10 protein-coding genes and 3 tRNA genes are annotated in these 17,810 nt (G+C 61.6%); 4 read left to right on the top strand and 9 right to left on the bottom strand.

Going from position 1 to position 17,810, the window contains the following annotated elements; genetic code table 11:
• Window positions 1-14: 14 nt before the first annotated feature.
• The 8 genes from rpsJ to R2855_11745 form a co-directional block, all read right to left on the bottom strand.
• Window positions 15-335 (bottom strand): 30S ribosomal protein S10, encoded by a 321-nt coding sequence (gene rpsJ / locus R2855_11780; GenBank protein MEZ4531688.1) that lies wholly within the window; start codon window positions 333-335, stop codon window positions 15-17.
• Between the two features lie 34 nt (window positions 336-369).
• Window positions 370-1,569, bottom strand: a complete 1,200-nt coding sequence (gene tuf / locus R2855_11775; GenBank protein MEZ4531687.1) for an elongation factor Tu — start codon at window positions 1,567-1,569, stop codon at window positions 370-372.
• A gap of 60 nt (window positions 1,570-1,629) precedes the next feature.
• Window positions 1,630-3,738 (bottom strand): elongation factor G, encoded by a 2,109-nt coding sequence (gene fusA, locus R2855_11770; GenBank protein ID MEZ4531686.1) that lies wholly within the window; start codon window positions 3,736-3,738, stop codon window positions 1,630-1,632.
• 55 nt (window positions 3,739-3,793) lie between these two features.
• Entirely contained in the window at window positions 3,794-4,264 is a 471-nt protein-coding gene (gene rpsG / locus R2855_11765) for a 30S ribosomal protein S7 (protein MEZ4531685.1), read from the bottom strand.
• A 206-nt stretch (window positions 4,265-4,470) separates the two neighbouring features.
• Window positions 4,471-4,896 (bottom strand): 30S ribosomal protein S12, encoded by a 426-nt coding sequence (rpsL, locus tag R2855_11760; protein MEZ4531684.1) that lies wholly within the window; start codon window positions 4,894-4,896, stop codon window positions 4,471-4,473.
• A gap of 240 nt (window positions 4,897-5,136) precedes the next feature.
• A complete protein-coding gene (locus R2855_11755) occupies window positions 5,137-6,768 on the bottom strand; it encodes an SH3 domain-containing protein (protein MEZ4531683.1) in 1,632 nt (543 codons plus the stop codon).
• A 216-nt stretch (window positions 6,769-6,984) separates the two neighbouring features.
• The gene (gene rpoC / locus R2855_11750; GenBank protein MEZ4531682.1) at window positions 6,985-11,499 is read right to left on the bottom strand and encodes a DNA-directed RNA polymerase subunit beta'; all 4,515 of its coding nucleotides are present in this window, start codon (window positions 11,497-11,499) and stop codon (window positions 6,985-6,987) included.
• A gap of 106 nt (window positions 11,500-11,605) precedes the next feature.
• Window positions 11,606-15,178, bottom strand: a complete 3,573-nt coding sequence (locus R2855_11745; GenBank protein ID MEZ4531681.1) for a DNA-directed RNA polymerase subunit beta — start codon at window positions 15,176-15,178, stop codon at window positions 11,606-11,608.
• Between the two features lie 356 nt (window positions 15,179-15,534).
• Between R2855_11745 and R2855_11740 the strand changes: the two genes are divergently transcribed.
• The 4 genes from R2855_11740 (at window position 15,535) to R2855_11725 (ending at window position 16,978) form a co-directional block, all read left to right on the top strand.
• The gene (locus R2855_11740) at window positions 15,535-16,599 is read left to right on the top strand and encodes a hypothetical protein (GenBank protein ID MEZ4531680.1); all 1,065 of its coding nucleotides are present in this window, start codon (window positions 15,535-15,537) and stop codon (window positions 16,597-16,599) included.
• Between the two features lie 92 nt (window positions 16,600-16,691).
• Window positions 16,692-16,776: transfer RNA gene (locus R2855_11735), tRNA-Leu, on the top strand.
• Window positions 16,777-16,798: 22 nt separating this feature from the next.
• Window positions 16,799-16,875, top strand: a tRNA-Val gene (locus R2855_11730).
• A gap of 27 nt (window positions 16,876-16,902) precedes the next feature.
• Window positions 16,903-16,978 (top strand) — tRNA-Phe (locus R2855_11725).
• Between the two features lie 28 nt (window positions 16,979-17,006).
• Here R2855_11725 and R2855_11720 read toward each other — a convergent pair.
• A complete protein-coding gene (locus R2855_11720) occupies window positions 17,007-17,756 on the bottom strand; it encodes an ion transporter (protein ID MEZ4531679.1) in 750 nt (249 codons plus the stop codon).
• Window positions 17,757-17,810: the final 54 nt, after the last annotated feature.

The following is a 17,810-nucleotide window of genomic DNA, read 5'->3' as shown; positions in this document are numbered from 1 at the left end:
CGCGTTACAACTACTTACAGCTTGATCTCGATGTCCACACCGGCCGGCAGATTCAGGCGCATCAGCGCGCGAATCGTGTTGCCGCTCGGCTCGAGCACGTCGATCAGGCGCTTGTGCGTCCGGATCTCGAACTGCTCCTGCGAGTCCTTGTCGATGAACGGCGACCGGATGACGCAGAACTTCTCGATGCGGGTTGGCAGGGGAACTGGTCCCGCCACTTTCGCTCCGGTCGATTCCGCAGTCTCCACGATCTTCGCCGCCGACTGATCGAGGATTCGATGATCGTAGGCTTTCAGCCGAATGCGGATCTTCTGAGCCTGTTTCCGCTGGACCATTCCCTGCTCCTGCCTGTGAACCGTTGCTTGCTACTTATTCGATGATCGAGGTGACGACACCAGCGCCGACGGTGCGGCCACCTTCCCGGATCGCGAACCGCAACCCTTCCTCGCACGCCACCGGCGTGATCAGCTCCACCGTCATCTGGATGTTGTCGCCCGGCATCACCATCTCGACTCCGTCCGGCAACTGGATGCTCCCCGTCACGTCCGTGGTCCGAATGTAGAACTGCGGCCGGTATCCATTGAAGAACGGCGTGTGCCGTCCCCCTTCTTCCTTGCCCAGCACATACACCTCGGCGGCAAACTTCGTGTGCGGTTTGATGCTGCCCGGTTTGCACAGCACCTGCCCCCGCTCCACATCCGTCCGCTCCACCCCGCGCAACAGCACCCCAACGTTGTCTCCGGCCACCCCTTCGTCCAACGTCTTCTGGAACATCTCCACCCCGGTGGCCACAACCTTGCGCTGCTCGCCCAACCCGACGATTTCGATTTCATCGCCAACCTTGACCACGCCCCGGTCGACCCGCCCCGTCACCACGGTGCCACGTCCCTTGATCCCGAAGACGTCTTCGATCGGCATCAGGAACGGCTGGTCGATCGCCCGCTCCGGCGTCGGAATGTAGTCGTCGACCGCATTCATCAGCTCCCAGATCGGCGCGTACTCCGGCGAGGTCGGGTCCTTGCTCTCACTCGACAGCGCCGCCAACCCCGATCCCCGGATGATGGGAATCTCGTCGCCCGGGAACTGATACGTGCTCAACAGCTCCCGCACTTCCAGCTCCACCAGCTCCAGCAGCTCCGGGTCGTCCATCATGTCGACTTTGTTCAGGAAGACGACGATGGCCGGCACTTCCACCTGCCGCGCCAGCAGAATGTGCTCCCGCGTCTGCGGCATCGGCCCGTCCGGCGCCGACACCACCAGGATCGCTCCGTCCATCTGCGCCGCCCCGGTGATCATGTTCTTGATGAAGTCGGCGTGCCCCGGGCAGTCCACATGCGCGTAGTGCCGCTTGTCGGTTTCGTACTCCACGTGCGCAATCGCGATCGTGATGCCCCGCTCCCGCTCTTCCGGCGCGTTGTCGATCGAATCGAAGCTGCGGAAGGCCGCCTCGCCCCGCAACGACAACGTCTTGGTGATCGCCGCCGTCAAGGTCGTCTTCCCATGGTCGACGTGCCCGATCGTCCCGACGTTGACATGCGGCTTCGTGCGCTCGAATTTCTGCTTACCCACGTATCAGGTTCCTTTCGTTCCGATTCCCGCTCCAGCGGGCCGAATCCAATGTTGCGTTGACTAGACGCGCCGAGCCTTGGCGACCATCTCCTCCTGGAGATTCGCTGGCAACGGCGCATAGTGATCGAATTCCATCGAGTAGACCGCGCGGCCCTGAGTGGCCGATCGAAGATCGGTGGCATACCCGAACATCTGGGCCAGCGGAACGAACGCCTTGACGACCTGCGCCCCGGCACGCGCCTCCATACCCTGAATCTGTCCGCGACGCGAGTTGAGGTCGCCGATGACGTCGCCCATGAAGTCTTCCGGTGTGTTGACCTCGACCTGCATGATCGGCTCGAGCACAACCGGCTTGCCGCGGCGGACTGCCTCCTTGAGCGCAAGCGAACCTGCGATCTTGTAGGCCACTTCCTTGGAGTCGACATCGTGATACGAGCCATCCACCAACGTCGCCTTGATGTCGACGAGCGGGTAACCCGCCTGCCCACCGCTGGTCAACGCCTCGCGGATGCCCTGATCGATCGGGCCGATGAACTCGCGCGGAACCGATCCGCCGACGATCTTCTCCTCGAAGATGTAGCCGCTGCCGCGCTCGAGCGGCTCGAACTCGACGACGCAGTGGCCGTACTGGCCGGCGCCTCCGGTCTGGCGAATGTGCTTACCCTCGGCGCGAACCGGGAGGGTGATGGTCTCGCGGAACGCAACCTGCGGCCGACCGACATTCGCATCGACCCGGAACTCGCGCAGGAGGCGATCGACGATGACTTCCAGGTGAAGCTCACCCATGCCGTCGATCAGGGTCTGGCCCGTGTCCTCATTTGTGCGGACGCGGAAGGTCGGATCCTCTTCCGCCAGGCGGCCAAGCGCGGCGCCCATCTTGTCCTGATCGGCGCGCGTCTTCGGCTCGATTGCGACCGAGATGACCGGCTCCGGGAAGACGATCGACTCGAGGACGATCGGATTGGCTGGGTCGCACAACGTGTCGCCGGTGAAGGATCCCTTCAGACCAATGATGGCAACGATGTCGCCAGCACTGACCGACTGGACTTCTTCACGGCTGTTGGCGTGCATGCGCAGCAGGCGGCCGATCCGCTCGCGGTCGCCCTTGGTCGAGTTGAGTGCGTACGAACCTGACTCGAGCGTTCCGGAATAGACGCGCACATATGCGAGCTTTCCCACATGCGGATCCGCCTGGATCTTGAAGACCAAACCGGAGAACGGCTGGCCGGGTTCGACCGTGCGGATCTCCATCTCCTCAGTGCGGGGGTTGGCGCCCTCGACCGGCGGAACATCCAGCGGCGACGGCAGATAGGAGACGATGGCGTCGAGCATCGGCTGGACGCCCTTGTTCTTCAGGGATGAACCGCACAGGACTGGCACCAGCTGCCCGGTGAGGGTAGCGGCACGCAGGCCGGCACGAAGCTCGTCGACCGTGAACTCATCGTCCTCGAGATAGCGAAGCATCATCTCTTCATCGGTCTCGGCAATGAGCTCGACCAGATGACGACGCGCCTCGGTGGCTGCTTCTTCCATATCGGCCGGGATCGAGGTGGTCTCGATGTTCTGCCCGAGATCGTCGTGGTAGATGATGGCGTTGCCCTCGAGCAGATCGATGACGCCCTTGAAGTTCGACTCCGAGCCGATCGGAAGCTGCACCGGAGCCGGCTTGGCCTTGAGGCGGTCGACGATCATGCCGAGCGTGCGCTCGAACGATGCGCCGGTGCGGTCCATCTTGTTGACGAAGCAGAAGCGCGGCACAGAGTACTTGTCGGCCTGCCGCCAAACAGTCTCGGACTGCGGCTCGACGCCGGCAACGGCATCGAACACGACCACGCCGCCGTCGAGCACGCGGAGCGAGCGCTCCACCTCGACCGTGAAGTCGACGTGACCGGGGGTATCGATGATGTTGATGGTGTGATTCTTCCACGCGCAGGTCGTGGCAGCCGAGGTGATGGTGATACCGCGCTCGCGCTCCTGGACCATCCAGTCCATGGTGGCGGCGCCTTCATGCACCTCACCCGGGCGATGCACGCGACCGGTATAGAAGAGAATGCGCTCGGTCGTGGTCGTCTTGCCCGCGTCGATGTGAGCAATGATGCCGATGTTTCGCGTCCTCGCGAGCGGCGTGTTCAGTTGGTTGGCTGGCATGGTTGCCGTGCTCGTGCTCATTGCGTTTGGACTGTCCTGATTCTGCTTTCGCGTTTCAACACGTGTCCGCTACCGACTAGTAGCGATAGTGGGCAAAGGCGCGGTTCGCCTCAGCCATGCGGTGGGTGTCCTCGCGCCGCTTGATCGTGGCGCCTTGCCCGTTCGAGGCATCGAGGATCTCATTCGCAAGTTTTTCGGTCATCGATCGGCCAGAGCGCCCACGCGCCGAGGTCAGAATCCAGCGAATCGCCAGGCTTTGGCGTCGCCGGCCCTCGATCTGGACCGGAACCTGATAGGTCGCACCACCAACGCGGCGCGGCTTGACCTCGAGGAACGGGGTCGCATTGTTGACCGCCTGCTCGAAGACTTCCAATGCGCCACGGCCCGAGCGCTCTTCGACGATCGCGAGCGCGTCGTACATCGTGCGCTCCGCGAGGCCCTTCTTGCCTCGCTCCATGAGCTTATTGATGAACCGGGAGACCAGCTCGCTGTTGTATTTCGAATCTGGCACCGGCACTCGCGGCTCGATCTTGGTCCGTCGCGGCATTGTTCTTTCTCGCCTCCGATTGGTTTCCTGTCGCGCATCCCGGCCCTGCCGGCGCGACCTCGTGTTTCCTACGTCCTCGCAATCAGACGAAAAAGCGGTAGACGCGCATCTGCGTCGTTCCGCTTTCTCAGTCGTGTCGTCTCAGTTCTGCGTGCGCAGAGCCGCCGGAGTGGTTTCCTCTCGAAAACCGGAGCTCGAACCTCGAGCTACTTCTTCGGCGCCTTGGTTCCGTACTTCGAGCGCGCGTTCTTGCGGTTTTCGACACCGCGGGTGTCCAGGGTGCCACGGACGATGTGGTAACGAACGCCGGGAAGGTCTTTCACCTTGCCGCCGCGCACCAGCACGACCGAGTGCTCCTGAAGATTGTGACCCTCACCCGGAATGTACGCCGTGACTTCCATATGATTGGAAAGACGCACGCGGGCGATCTTGCGCAGCGCGGAGTTGGGCTTCTTGGGCGTCATGGTCTTGACCTGGGTGCAAACGCCGCGCTTCTGGGGAGCCCCCTGCGAACGACGGGTGCGACCGGCATATCGACCGAGCGCGTTGTTGGTAAACCCAAGCGCTGGCGATTTGGTCTTTTTCTTGACGCTCTTTCGGCCCTTCCGGACCAACTGATTGATCGTCGGCACTACTGACTCCTATACAGACAAGCGGCTTGCCTACTACCGTGCTCTGCGGAAACGATCAGACCCGCAGCTGCGGCGCCACTCGCCCGGCAAGGTTCGGCACCCCGCGAAATACGGGTTGCAAATCCTCACGACGTGACCGCCTTGCGGCGGCCACAGCGGAAGATTCTACCGCGCATCGCGAATTCGCGTCAAGGCGTCTCATGCCAGCGTTTTTCGCTTGCGTTCGGACGCAATTCGGCTCTAGCTCACCAGTCCGATGAACTCCTGCAACGTGTAGAAGCCGGAAAGGTTGATTCGGGTCAGATGATACTGATCGAGCTCCGGCGTGAACTTGAGCGGGCCACCCCAGGCATCGACCGCATTCGTAAAGCCGATGCTCGTCACGATGTCCATCGTCGTCGAGTTGTAGGCCCCATACGGGTAGGCGAAGCAATTGATCGGATGCCCGACGATCCCCTCCAGATACGTCTTGTTGTTGTTGATAGCGGCGTACTGCGCTGAATACCCGAGCCCCGTCAGGTCGGGATGGTCCACGGTGTGTCCACAGACCTGGCCCGCTCCGTCCATCGCACGGATGATGGAGGTCGAGTATGCCGACCCCGGCCCGGTCAGATACCAGACACCAGCGAAACCATATTGATCGAGGATCTGCTTGAAGAGCACATCCGACGAGTTGCCATCATCGATCGTGATCATGATGGGCTTGGGCGGCAACGGGGCTCCGGTAGCCAGGTGAGCCATGATGTCGTCTGGCGTGACGGACGTGTAGCCATTTGCGGCGAGCCACGCCATTTGGCTGCGCAGCGTCTGTTCCGTTACCTGATAGAGACCCGGTGTTGACGCGATTCGGTGATACATAAGGATGGGGATTTCGATCGGAGCCGTGTCCGGGGGAACTCCGGTGCCTGTCAGGTATGCGCTTGCGACCCAGCCCGTGACCCCGTTGTACCGCACCTGGTGGTATCCGGCCGCTTGGCCACCAACCAGAACGACCTTTGCGCCGGCCGGAATGACCAACAACACGGCCTGCGCCGTGGACGGACCCTGCCGAAGATTGACGTTCGCGGTTGTTCGGGTGTCGGTGCTGGTACCTCCACCAGGAATCGGCTGCAGGTACGTCCCATATGCCCATCCGGTATAGCCGGCATAGCTCACCTGCTGGAATCCCGATCGCGTAGGACCGAGCAACGTAACCGTGGCTCCGTTGGGAATGATGGTGATGACCGGGAAATTCGTTCCGGCGCCAGTGCGAAGATTGAGCCGAGCGATCGTCTGCGCCCGAGCAGTGGCGGACGACGTTGCGGTTGGCGACACAGGAACAATGGGTGTCTGTGTGGGTTGTACTGGAGCCGTTGGCACTGGCGTCGGCATCGTTCCGGTCAACGTCAGATACTGGCTCGACGACCAACCCATCCGGCCGTTGTAGGTAAGTTCCCAGAAGCCGTTCTGTGCGTTCCCCGTCAGCACGACGACTGCACTGACAGGCATGACCGCAAGAACCGCGAAAGATGTGCCCGGTCCCGCGCGCAAGTTGAGCGAATCCGTTGTCCGGGCGCTCGCGCCGGGAACCACCTCAGGCGCGCTCAGTTGCAGATACGCCGCAAAGGCGTAGCCAACGGATCCGCCGTAGGCGACTGGATACCAATCCCCGATCGCGCTCCCGGTGATCTCCACCGTTGCGCCTTCCGGCATGACCAGCACGACCGCCGACGTTGTCGAGGGTCCCTGGCGCAAATTGAGCGCGGAGGTGGTGACCGCGGTTTGCGCAGCGAGTGTCACTGAAGACGGAACAAGCGGAGGGAGTATCGCGAGGATCAGCAAAACCGAGAGCGTCAGACGAAACCCTCGAAATCCCACAGCGATCGACCGCATCTGTCCCGACCTCAGCACGTGGTCCCAGGTGCAAGCGCTCGCATGCGGCGGCAGATATCAGTGACCACTCAGCTCGTCGAACGACCATCAACGCTGAAGAGTCAAGGAAGCACACGGGGACTGCTTGTTTCTGTCAAGCGAATACTATCAGGGAAATCAGAAACGGGCGGCGCTGATTGGCGCCGCCCGTTTGCCTGAATCAATCTGTGTGGAGAGCTAGGATCCGGATTCGTCCTCGCCGGTCCAGGCCTGGAAGCCTTCGAACTCGCCTTCGCCCATCTCGCCGGCGCCCCCATCACCCGGGAGCAATCCGCTCATCATGAGATCCTGCAAGTCCTCGTCCTCCGCCGATTCGATGACATCTTCGCCATCTTCCAGCATCGTGGAGAGAACCGCCTCGTCGAGCTCGCTGGTAACGACCGGGGCCGCGCCGTAGAAGCCCGAGCCCGCCGGAATCAGCTTGCCGATGATGACGTTCTCTTTCAAGCCACGCAGTTGGTCGACCTTGCCATTGATGGCGGCTTCGGTCAGCACGCGGGTGGTCTCCTGGAAGGATGCCGCGGCCAGGAACGAGTCGGTCTCGAGCGAGGCCTTGGTGATGCCAAGCAGCACCGGCATGGCCGTCGCCGGCTCGCCACCCTGCGCCAGGATGTCCTCGTTGATCTGGTTGAACTCGAACCGGTCGATCCGCTCGTCCTGCAGGAAGTCGGTGTCACCCGGGTAGATGATGCTGACCTTGCGCAGCATCTGCCGGCAGATCACCTCGATGTGCTTGTCGTTGGTCGACACGCCCTGCGACTTGTAGACCTTCTGCACCTCGTCGATGATGTAGCGCTGCACATCCTCGCGGCCGCGGGTCAACAGCACCTGCTGCGGATCCTTGGCGCCGTCGGTGAGCTGCTGTCCGGGGATGACGTGATCGCCATCCTCGACATAGACATGGTACGAGATGGGCACCGGGTATTCGTCCCGCTCCTCATGCTCGTTGCGGATGTAGATCGTGCGATCGTCCAGGAAGAAGATGCCATCGATTGGCGAGTACTTCTTCGATCCGTCCGGACCCTCGGCAATAGCGGTCTTGTCCTTCACCACCACCTGGCCATCGGTTAGCGCCGGCTGCCAGCCATCGCCCAACACGTGCGCGTGCGAATCGTGCTCGGTGCTGCTGATGATGAGCTTGCGTCCGTCCTCGGCCTGCTCGAACGTGACGATTCCTTCGCGTTCTGCCAGGAGCGCGGCGCTCTTCGGCTGCCGTGCCTCGAAGAGTTCTTCGACGCGCGGAAGTCCGGTCGTGATGTCGGCGCGCGCCACACCACCCGAGTGGAAGGTGCGCATCGTCAGCTGGGTGCCCGGCTCGCCAATCGACTGAGCGGCGACGATACCGACAGCTTCTCCCAGTTCCACCATCTTGCCAGTGGCCAGGTTGCGCCCATAGCACAACCGGCAGACGCCATGGGTTGCTTCGCACGTCAGCACCGAGCGGACATGGACCTTCTGGCCCGTCTCGATCACCTCCGCGACGAGGTCACGCGTGGTTCCGTCTTCCTGATCGATGAGATCGGCCAACTCTGTGCCCGTGTCGGCAATCAACTCACCCGTGTTGGGATCGTAGACCGGCGACGCAAGAATGCGCCCGATGATCTTCGAGCGGAAGTCCTCGGGAGAGACCTCCTTCCCTTCACTGTCGGTCCACTCGATCCAGAGACCGTGATGCGTCCCGCAATCCTCGATATTGATGATCACGTCCTGCGCCACGTCGACCAGGCGGCGGGTCAAGTAGCCGGAGTCTGCGGTGCGCAGCGCGGTGTCGGCCAAACCCTTGCGGGCGCCATGCGTAGATATGAAGTACTCGAGCACGGTGAGCCCTTCACGGAAATTCGACTTGATGGGAATTTCCACGATCTTGCCTTGTGGATCGAGCACCAGACCGCGCATACCAGCCATCTGGCTGATCTGGTTCATGTTTCCCTTCGCGCCAGAGTCGGCCATCATATAGACCGAGTTCTGACCCTTGAGGCGCTCTTCGATGTCCCGCTGAAGATCGTCGCGGCACTTGTTCCAGATCGCTTCGATCTCACGCAGCCGCTCGTCCTCGGTCATGAGACCGCGCTTGTACTGGCGATCGACCTTGTCGGCAGCTTCCTCCGCCTCGGCAACCATCGCCTGCTTGTTTGGCGACAGCGTCACGTCGTCCACCGCAATGCTCATACCGCCGCGGGTGGAGTACTTGAAGCCGACCTTCTTGATGTCGTTGACCACCTTGGCGGTGTCGAACGGATCGCTGAAGTGCTTGTAGCAGTCGGCCACCACTTTGCGGACCTGCTTTCGGTCCATGGTGTGGTTGTAGTACTTGCCGAGCGAGGCGGGCAGCGCGGCATTGAAGATCGCGCGGCCAACTGTCGTGTCGATCAGCTTGTTCTCACCGCCATCGCGATCGGTCATCACCTGAATGGCAGCCTGCACGTCCACCACGCCCATGTCGTAGGCGAGCTGCACTTCCTCCAGCGAGCCAAAGACTTTGCCATGACCCTTGGGCAGCGTTCCGTTGATCAGGTCCTGCTCGTAGTCGCGCTCGCTGGTCATGTAGTAGCAGCCAAGCACGATGTCCTGCGTCGGGGAGACGATCGGATCGCCGTTCGACGGGGAAAGCAGGTTGCGGACCGAGAGCATGCGCGCGCGAGCCTCGGCCTGAGCCGCCTTCGAAAGCGGCACATGGACCGCCATCTGGTCGCCGTCGAAGTCCGCGTTGAATGCGGTGCAGACGAGCGGGTGAAGCTGAATGGCCGAACCTTCGATCAAGCGCACACGGAATGCCTGGATACCGAGTCGGTGCAGCGTTGGAGCGCGGTTGAGGAGCACCAGATGGTCCTGGATGACCTCTTCCAGCACTTCCCAAACCCGCTGATCGACCCGCTCCACCAGTCGCTTGGCGGCCTTGATGTTGTGCGCGTATCCGTGATCGACCAGGCGGCGCATGACGAACGGCTTGAAAAGCTCGAGCGCCATCCGCTTCGGCAGACCGCATTCATCGAGCGCAAGGTCCGGACCAACCACAATGACCGAGCGGCCAGAGTAGTCGACACGCTTGCCGAGCAGGTTCTGGCGGAACCGCCCCTGCTTGCCCTTGAGCATGTCCGAGAGGCTCTTCAGCTTGTGCTTGCCCGAACCGGAAACCACGCGCCCACGCCGGCCATTGTCGATCAATGCGTCGACGGCTTCCTGCAGCATGCGCTTCTCGTTGCGGACGATGATATCGGGCGCGCCAAGCTCGATCAGCCGCTTGAGGCGGTTGTTTCGGTTGATGACGCGACGATAGAGATCGTTCAGGTCGGACGTCGCGAAGCGGCCACCATCGAGCTGGACCATCGGGCGCAATTCCGGCGGAATGACCGGAAGGGCTGAGAAGATCATCCACTCAGGGCGGTTGCCGCTCTTGCGGAGGGCTTCGACCACGCGCAACCGCTTGGTCGCCTTCTTGCGCTTGGCGTCAGAGGACGCCTGCATCTCGTCACGCAGCTGGATGGCCAGCTGGTCGAGGTCGAGGCTGTTGACGAGATAGTCGTAGACGGCTTCGGCGCCCATGGCTGCGCGGAAGACGCCCGACGGCGTGACCTCCTGCAGCTCGCGGTACTGGGTCTCAGAAAGGATCTGAAGCGGCTTGAGATCGGACACGGCACGAATCGCGTCGTCGCGCTCGCGCTCGAGTTCGCGAATCTGCTCGCCCAGACGATCGGTAATGCGCTGCTGCGCGGCTTCGAGCTCCTGGGTCGCCAGGTCCTTGCCTGCGCCAGCCAACGCTTCGGCTCCGGAGGCGCTGTAGTCGGCCGCCTCTTCGATGCGCAGTTTCTCGTTTTCATAGGTCTCGTCGAGCAAGGCAAAGCGGTCTTCGTTGATGGCCTCATCGACGTCGACGATGGTCACTCCGCGGAAGGTGTACGCGGAGACCGCCGCACCACCCTCGAGCGCCTTCAGCTTCTTGGTGAGTGACGTGTGCTCACGCTTGAGCGTGGCCAGCGCCTTCTTCTTCTCGTCCTTGACATCTTTGGTGGCGCGGGTCTCACCCTCGGTGAGAACTTTGATCTCCGTGCCAGTCGCCTCGGCAAGCTCCTTGAGTTCGCCGTTGGCGCTTTCGGTCAGTTCTTCGACCGACTCCTCATGGACATCCCTGATCTCCTGGATTGCGGCCTCCTGCGCCTCGGTATCAACCTGAGTGACAAGATAGGACGCGAAATAGAGCACCCGCTCGAGGTTGCGCGGGGAGATGTCGAGCAGCAGGCCGAGACGGCTCGGAGTGCCTTTGACGTACCAAATGTGCGCAACCGGCGCCGCGAGCTCGATGTGGCCCATGCGCTCGCGCCGAACCTTGGCGCGGGTGACTTCCACACCGCACTTGTCGCAGACCGTGCCGGCGTGTCGAATGCGCTTGTATTTCCCGCAGTAGCATTCCCAGTCCTTGGTGGGACCAAAGATGCGCTCGCAGAAAAGACCGCCATGCTCCGGCTTGAGCGTGCGGTAGTTGATGGTTTCCGGCTTGGTGACCTCGCCATAGGACCATCCACGAATCGAATCCGCCGATGCCAGGCTGATCCGAATCGCATCGAAATTGTTCACGTCGAGAACACGTCCGCGGTCACGCCGGTCGCTGCGGCTGAAGCCGCGGGACTGGCGATCCGGAGCACCGAACGCCATCGGCGTTGACTCGGTTTCTTCTCGAAACGTAGTGTCTGCCATGCGCTTGTTTACCTTTCCAGGTTGCCGCCGGAGGCGTTAGCACTCCGCCCCGGCGGCGAGATTGGACAATTACCGAGCGGGACTGAAAGAAAAACGAGACGAATACTTAGCCCTCGGTTCGTTCGAACCCGCTCAAATTGATGCGGTCGAGATTCGACAGGAGATCGCGGGACGTGTCTTCCGTGAAGTCGACCGTCTCTTCGTTTTCGTTGATGACGTCGATCGAGAGCCCGAGCGAGCGGAGCTCCTTCACGAGCACCTTGAACGATTCGGGCACACCCGCCTCTCCGATCTCGTCGCCCTTGACGATGGCCTCGTAGGTCTTCACACGACCGACGACATCGTCCGACTTGACCGTGAGCATCTCCTGAAGGGTGTACGCCGCGCCGTAGGCTTCGAGCGCCCAGACTTCCATTTCTCCGAATCGCTGACCGCCGAACTGCGCCTTGCCGCCCAGCGGCTGCTGGGTAACGAGCGAGTACGGGCCTGTCGATCGAGCGTGGATCTTGTCCTCGACCAGGTGCGCCAGCTTCAACATATAGATGATGCCGACCGTGACCGGGCGATCGAACTTCTCTCCAGTTCGGCCGTCATAGAGATCGACCTTGCCATCCGCCGGAAGTCCGGCTTCCACCAGGGTCTCGCGGATCTCCTCCTCTTTGGCTCCATCGAAGACCGGGGTCGCCACTCGGAAGCCAAGCCGCTGCGCCGCCCACCCGAGATGCGTTTCCAGCACCTGGCCGAGGTTCATGCGCGAGGGCACGCCGATCGGGTTGAGGATGATGTCAACCGGCTGACCGTCCGGCAGATATGGCATGTCCTCGATCGGCAGAATCCGGCTTATGACGCCCTTGTTGCCATGGCGACCGGCCATCTTGTCGCCTTCTGAGACCTTGCGCTTCTGCGCGATGGCCACGCGCACCATCTGGTTCACACCAGCCGGCAGCTCATGGTCGCTGTTCTCATCGCGTCGGAAGGTCTTGACGTCGATGACCTTGCCACGAACACCGTGCGGCACGCGCAGCGAGGTGTCCTTCACCTCGCGGGCCTTCTCACCGAAAATCGCGCGCAAGAGTCGCTCTTCGGCAGAAAGCTCGGTCTCGCCCCGGGGCGTGACCTTGCCGACGAGAATGTCGTTGGGCGCAACTTCCGCGCCAATTCGCACGATGCCGTTCTCATCCAGATCGGCGAGCGACTCCTCACCGACGTTCGGGATGTCGCGGGTTACCTCTTCCGGTCCGAGCTTGGTGTCTCGCGCTTCAGTCTCGTACTTCTCGATATGAATCGAAGTGAAGACATCGTCGCGCACCAATCGCTCGCTGATGAGAATGGCATCCTCGAAGTTGCCGCCTTCCCAGGGCATGAACGCGACGAGCACGTTCTGACCGAGCGCGAGTTCGCCATTTTCGGTTGACGAGGTGTCCGCCAGAATGTCGTTCACCTTCACCCGGTCGCCGCGGCGAACGCTCGGGCGTTGGTTGATGCAGGTGTCCTGATTCGAGCGGACGAACTTCTGCAGGTTGTAGATATGCGTCCGGCCGTCATCGTCGATCAGCTTGATCTCACGCGCGTTGACATCCACGACTTCGCCGGCATGGCGGGAAACGAGCACCTGACCAGAATCGCGTGCGGCCTGGAGCTCGACCCCGGTGCCGATGATCGGCGCTTCCGGTCGAAGCAACGGCACAGCCTGGCGCTGCATGTTCGCGCCCATGAGCGCGCGGTTGGCATCGTCGTGCTCGAGGAACGGAATCAGGGCGGTGGCGACCGACACGACCTGCTTCGGCGAAATGTCCAGATACTGCACGTTGATCGCCGGGATCACCGGGAAGCGGTGACCGCCACCCTGGCGAACCGTGACCTGTTCCGGCACGATCCGGTCGTTTTCGTCCAGCTCGGTATTCGCCTGAGCAATGGACATGCGCTCTTCCCGGTCGGCCGAGAGATAGTCGATGATGTGCGACGCATACGGCTGAATGCGCACCAGCGGAACACCCGCCTCCTTCATGGACGCGAGCAGGTCGGACGTGATGACCGCACCCTTCTTGCCGTAAACCTTGCCGCCTTCGTCGACGACCGCATCCTCGCGCAAGACCTGACCCACCGGATCGACTTCCGGGTTGTCGAGGAAAAGCGTGGAAATGACACGTCGGTATGGCGTCTCGATGAAGCCATACTGGTTGATCTTGCCGTATGTGGCCAGGGAGCCGATCAGACCGATGTTCGGACCTTCCGGCGTTTCGATCGGGCAGATGCGGCCGTAGTGGGACGGATGCACGTCGCGCACATCCATGCCAGCGCGATCGCGGCTAAGGCCACCAGGACCAAGCGCCGAAAGACGTCGCTTGTTGGTGAGCTCAGCCAGCGGGTTCGTCTGATCCATGAACTGGGAAAGCTGGCTGCCGCCGAAGAACTCACGCACCGCGGCCATGACCGGCCGGGTGGTGCTGATGAGGGTCTGCGGGGTGACAGTCTCCTGATCGACGAGCGTCATCCGCTCGCGAATACCGCGCTCGAGCCGCTGAAATCCGGTGCGCACGTGCATCTGGATCAATTCGCCAACGGCACGGATGCGCCGGTTGCCGAGGTGATCGATATCGTCCGATTCGCCAACGCCATTGTTGAGCCGGATGATCTCGCGAATGATCTCCACCAGGTCCTCATTGCTGAGGATGCGTTGGGTGGCTTCACGCTCGGTGTCGCGATCGTCCGGGTGCAATCGATGATTCAGCTTGAACCGGCCGACGCGGGCCAGATCGTAGCGACGATCATTGAAGAACAGGTTCTCCAGCATCTGCACCGCGTTGTCGCGGGTCGGCGGGTCGCCAGGCCGGAGACGACGGTAGAGCTCGATGAGCGCCTCATCCTTGCTCTTGGTGGTTTCCTTCTCGAGCGTCGACTGGATGAAACGGCGGTCCTCATTGGTGTCGACATCAGCGAAGAGCTCCAGGAGTTCTTCGTTGGATTCGTAGCCGAGCGCGCGCAACAGGATCGTGACCGGCATCTTGCGCTTGCGGTCGACCTTGACCGAGATGACGTCGCGGTTCGAGGTCTCGAATTCCAACCAGGCACCGCGATTTGGGATCAGCTTTGCCGACGTGAGCAGCTTGCCCGACTGCGCATCGGGAACGCGCTCGAAGTAGACGCCTGGGGATCGCACGAGCTGCGAAACGACCACGCGCTCGGCGCCATTGATAATGAAGGTGCCCGAGGTGGTCATCATCGGGAAATCCCCGAGGAAGATGCCATCCGGTCCGGTTTCCTTGATTTCCCCGGTCTCGTGCATGACGAGCCGCGCCGACACCCGCAGCGGGGCGGCGTAGGTCATATCGCGCTCGCGGCACCAAACCTCGCAAACGCGCGGATCGATCTTGGCGCGCTCTTTCTCCTCGCCCTCCGGCATTCGGTGCCAGGGCGGATCGAAACGCGGCTCGAAAATGGAGAGCTCCATCTTCTTGTGGTGATCGGAAATGGGAGAGATCTCCTCGAGCAATTCGCGGAGACCTTCGCGGCGGAACCAGTCGAACGATTCGAGTTGAATTTGCACGAGATTCGGCATCTCGAGCGCGGTGGGAATGCGGGAATACGTTCGTCGCCCGACGCCGATGTTCGATGAAACCTGCCGATCCGCACTAACGATCGGCGGAAGCTCAGCAACGCTTCCGTTGACTCCTGCCATGTAGCAAGCCTCCAAAAATATGTGAGCGACGCGACGGACACACCGGTTTGCCCGTCTTCCGATTGCGGCCTGTGTGGCCGCGGTGCAGGGTCCAGTTCAGCCGCGGGTGGGTTCCTTTTCCTTCCCTTGTCCGGCGTCGATCCTGGTTTGCGCATGGGAGACATGCGCCACCCGCCGGACACGAAAAAAAAGGGACGGCTTAGGCCTCCCCAAATTGTGGTAACTTAGTTGGTGCGTGCAGCACTCGCGGTTCCAGGTAATCGAGACCGGTTTCGGGCAGTGGCTCGAAACCGCAAGAGGGAATCGTACCTCCCATGCGTACGTTTTGTCAAGGTGCGCGCGACGCGGTTTTTCGATTGTCCGCGCTATTCCTTGTGGTGTGCCTGCTACTGGTCCCCAGCGCTGCAGCCAACGGGCAGACTGGCGACGCGAACGTTGTCGTCAGTGCAGCAGATTTCCCGTACGCGCTCGACTTCGAGCAACTTCAGCAACCTGTCTTCACCGGCCAATACATCGCCAGCGATCCAGCGATCATCGTCGAAGATGGCTTTCTGCGCATGTTCTACACCTGCTTCGTCGTGCCGGAAACCGGATTCGTGCCGGACGATGTGCGCGCTGGCATTTGCTCAGCGACCTCGACCGACGGGCTGAGCTGGACCGAGGTCGACACCGGTGATGAAATCACCCGCGGGTTGGTCCTGAGCGGCATCGAAGGGAGCTGGCAAGAGAACCTCGAGGCTTCGTTCGTCATCGTGATCGAGGGAACGTATCTCCTCTACTACTCGGGCTACGAAACCGAAGGCGATCCGGCGATGGGTTTTCCGGCAAAGCTCGCCGTGGCGTCGTCCACTGACGGCGTGCATTTCGAGCGAGTCTCCGACCAGCCAATTCTCGAACCGACTCCCAACTGGTATGACAACGATGCGGTCTACAGCCCCGCAATCACGATTGCCGGTGACCACCTCGTGATGGTGTACGCCGGACATTGCTATACACAATGCGATGTCGGCTGGGGTGTCACGTTGCTCGGCGCGACGTCGACGGACGGTTTGACCTGGACGAAATTGGACGAACCTGTGCTCCAGGGGCAAGCGCTCGGGCTCGATTGGACGAAAGACGGCGTCGGAGAACCGGCGCTTCTGTACATGCCCGACGGGCAGTGGCTGCTCTTCTTTACCTCGCTGCAGGATGCCACGCGAGAAATCGGTCTCGCGGCCGGACCGTCCCCGTTCGGACCATGGACGGTGCTCGATCAGCCAATCCTCCGGCCGACTCCTGGCTCCTTCGACGAGGGCGGTGTGCTCGCACCTTTCGTGCTGCAGGATGGCGACATGCTGCGCATGTGGTATCTGGGACAGACGATCGGAGAGGAGTCGTTTGCCATCGGATATGCGGAGGCGGCAGTTCCTTCGGGGATATAGGCTTGCTCCCGCCGCATCGTTCTCGAACGCGGGTCGTCTCCGTTGACGGGTTTCGCGCTCGCCCCTATAATCGGCTGGCTATTCGGCAGCCTGCCCAGGTGGCGGAATCGGCAGACGCGCTAGCTTGAGGGGCTAGTGACCATTACGGTCGTGGGGGTTCAAATCCCTTCCTGGGCACCGCGGAGCGAACGCGCCATCGGGGCGATTAGCTCAGCTGGTCAGAGCGCCACGTTTACACCGTGGAAGTCAGAGGTTCGAACCCTCTATCGCCCACCAGCATCTGCCGCGCAACATGCAAATCTTGCCAAGGTAGCTCAGTTGGTAGAGCTCACGACTGAAAATCGTGCGGTCCGCGGTTCGAGTCCGCGCCTTGGCACCAATCCCAAGAGAAACGCATCTTCCGGTTTCTAGTTGCACGACCGCACCGAGCCGTCGTCGCCCAGACAAACTGGGGGCTCCGAGGGCGCTTCGGCAGATACTGGCTTGGCAGGCGGATTTATGAGGCTCGTCAGCACGCTAGCCATTGATGCGATGATCCCGATGCCGGAGACCATCACGAACACCCCCACGATCCGGCCGAACGCAGTCACCGGATAGGTGTCGCCATAGCCAACTGTCGTGATTGTGACGATTGCCCACCAGATTCCGTCTCCGGCCGTGGTGATATTGGCTTCGGGCGATCGACTTTCCGCCTGCACAACGAGCGTGCTGCACACCATCAGCACCACCAGGGCCGACATCAGCGTGATGAAACTCGCGTACTGGCTCCGATTGTGCATGACCTCTTCGAGGAGGCGGGGCTGGCCCTTGTCGCGCATCAGCTTCCACACGCGCGCCAGACGAAAGACCCGGGCCAGCCGAAACAGGGCGGCAAATCGAAAGAACTGGAACGTCGGAACCGAGCCGAGCAGATCCAGCCAACCACGCTCATCAATGAAGTATGCTCGAGGGGAGGGAGCGAGCTTCAAGTTCATCGCGAAGTCCGCTAGAAAAATTACGCAGATCAAATTGTCATAGACGAGAAGCAGCCGTTCAGTCTCACTGCTCAAGGGAAGCGCCATCGCCACCATGATGACGAGCGAGAGTACAGTTGTCAGCATGATGAACAGGTTGTAGGTGATTCCGTGCAGCGACGCGACTGACTGCCGCTGCTCCATTCGCGGTTGTTTCTTCGCTCCCGCCCGACTCTCCACGCTTCCACTCCCGATCTC

This window comes from Thermomicrobiales bacterium (assembly GCA_041390825.1).
Classification (GTDB): domain Bacteria; phylum Chloroflexota; class Chloroflexia; order Thermomicrobiales; family UBA6265; genus JAMLHN01.
Note: the sequence above shows the minus strand (reverse complement) of the source record. Positions and strands in the feature narration are given on the sequence as shown.

Excerpts from the sequence above, each read along its gene's own strand:
- rpsG (MEZ4531685.1), bottom strand. The coding sequence starts at position 4,264 with ATGCCGCGACGGACCAAGATCGAGCCGCGAGTGCCGGTGCCAGATTCG.
- fusA (MEZ4531686.1), bottom strand. The coding sequence starts at position 3,738 with ATGAGCACGAGCACGGCAACCATGCCAGCCAACCAACTGAACACGCCG.
- R2855_11745 (MEZ4531681.1), bottom strand. The coding sequence starts at position 15,178 with ATGGCAGGAGTCAACGGAAGCGTTGCTGAGCTTCCGCCGATCGTTAGT.
- rpoC (MEZ4531682.1), bottom strand. The coding sequence starts at position 11,499 with ATGGCAGACACTACGTTTCGAGAAGAAACCGAGTCAACGCCGATGGCG.
- rpsJ (MEZ4531688.1), bottom strand. The coding sequence starts at position 335 with ATGGTCCAGCGGAAACAGGCTCAGAAGATCCGCATTCGGCTGAAAGCC.
- R2855_11720 (MEZ4531679.1), bottom strand. The coding sequence starts at position 17,756 with ATGGAGCAGCGGCAGTCAGTCGCGTCGCTGCACGGAATCACCTACAAC.
- R2855_11755 (MEZ4531683.1), bottom strand. The coding sequence starts at position 6,768 with ATGCGGTCGATCGCTGTGGGATTTCGAGGGTTTCGTCTGACGCTCTCG.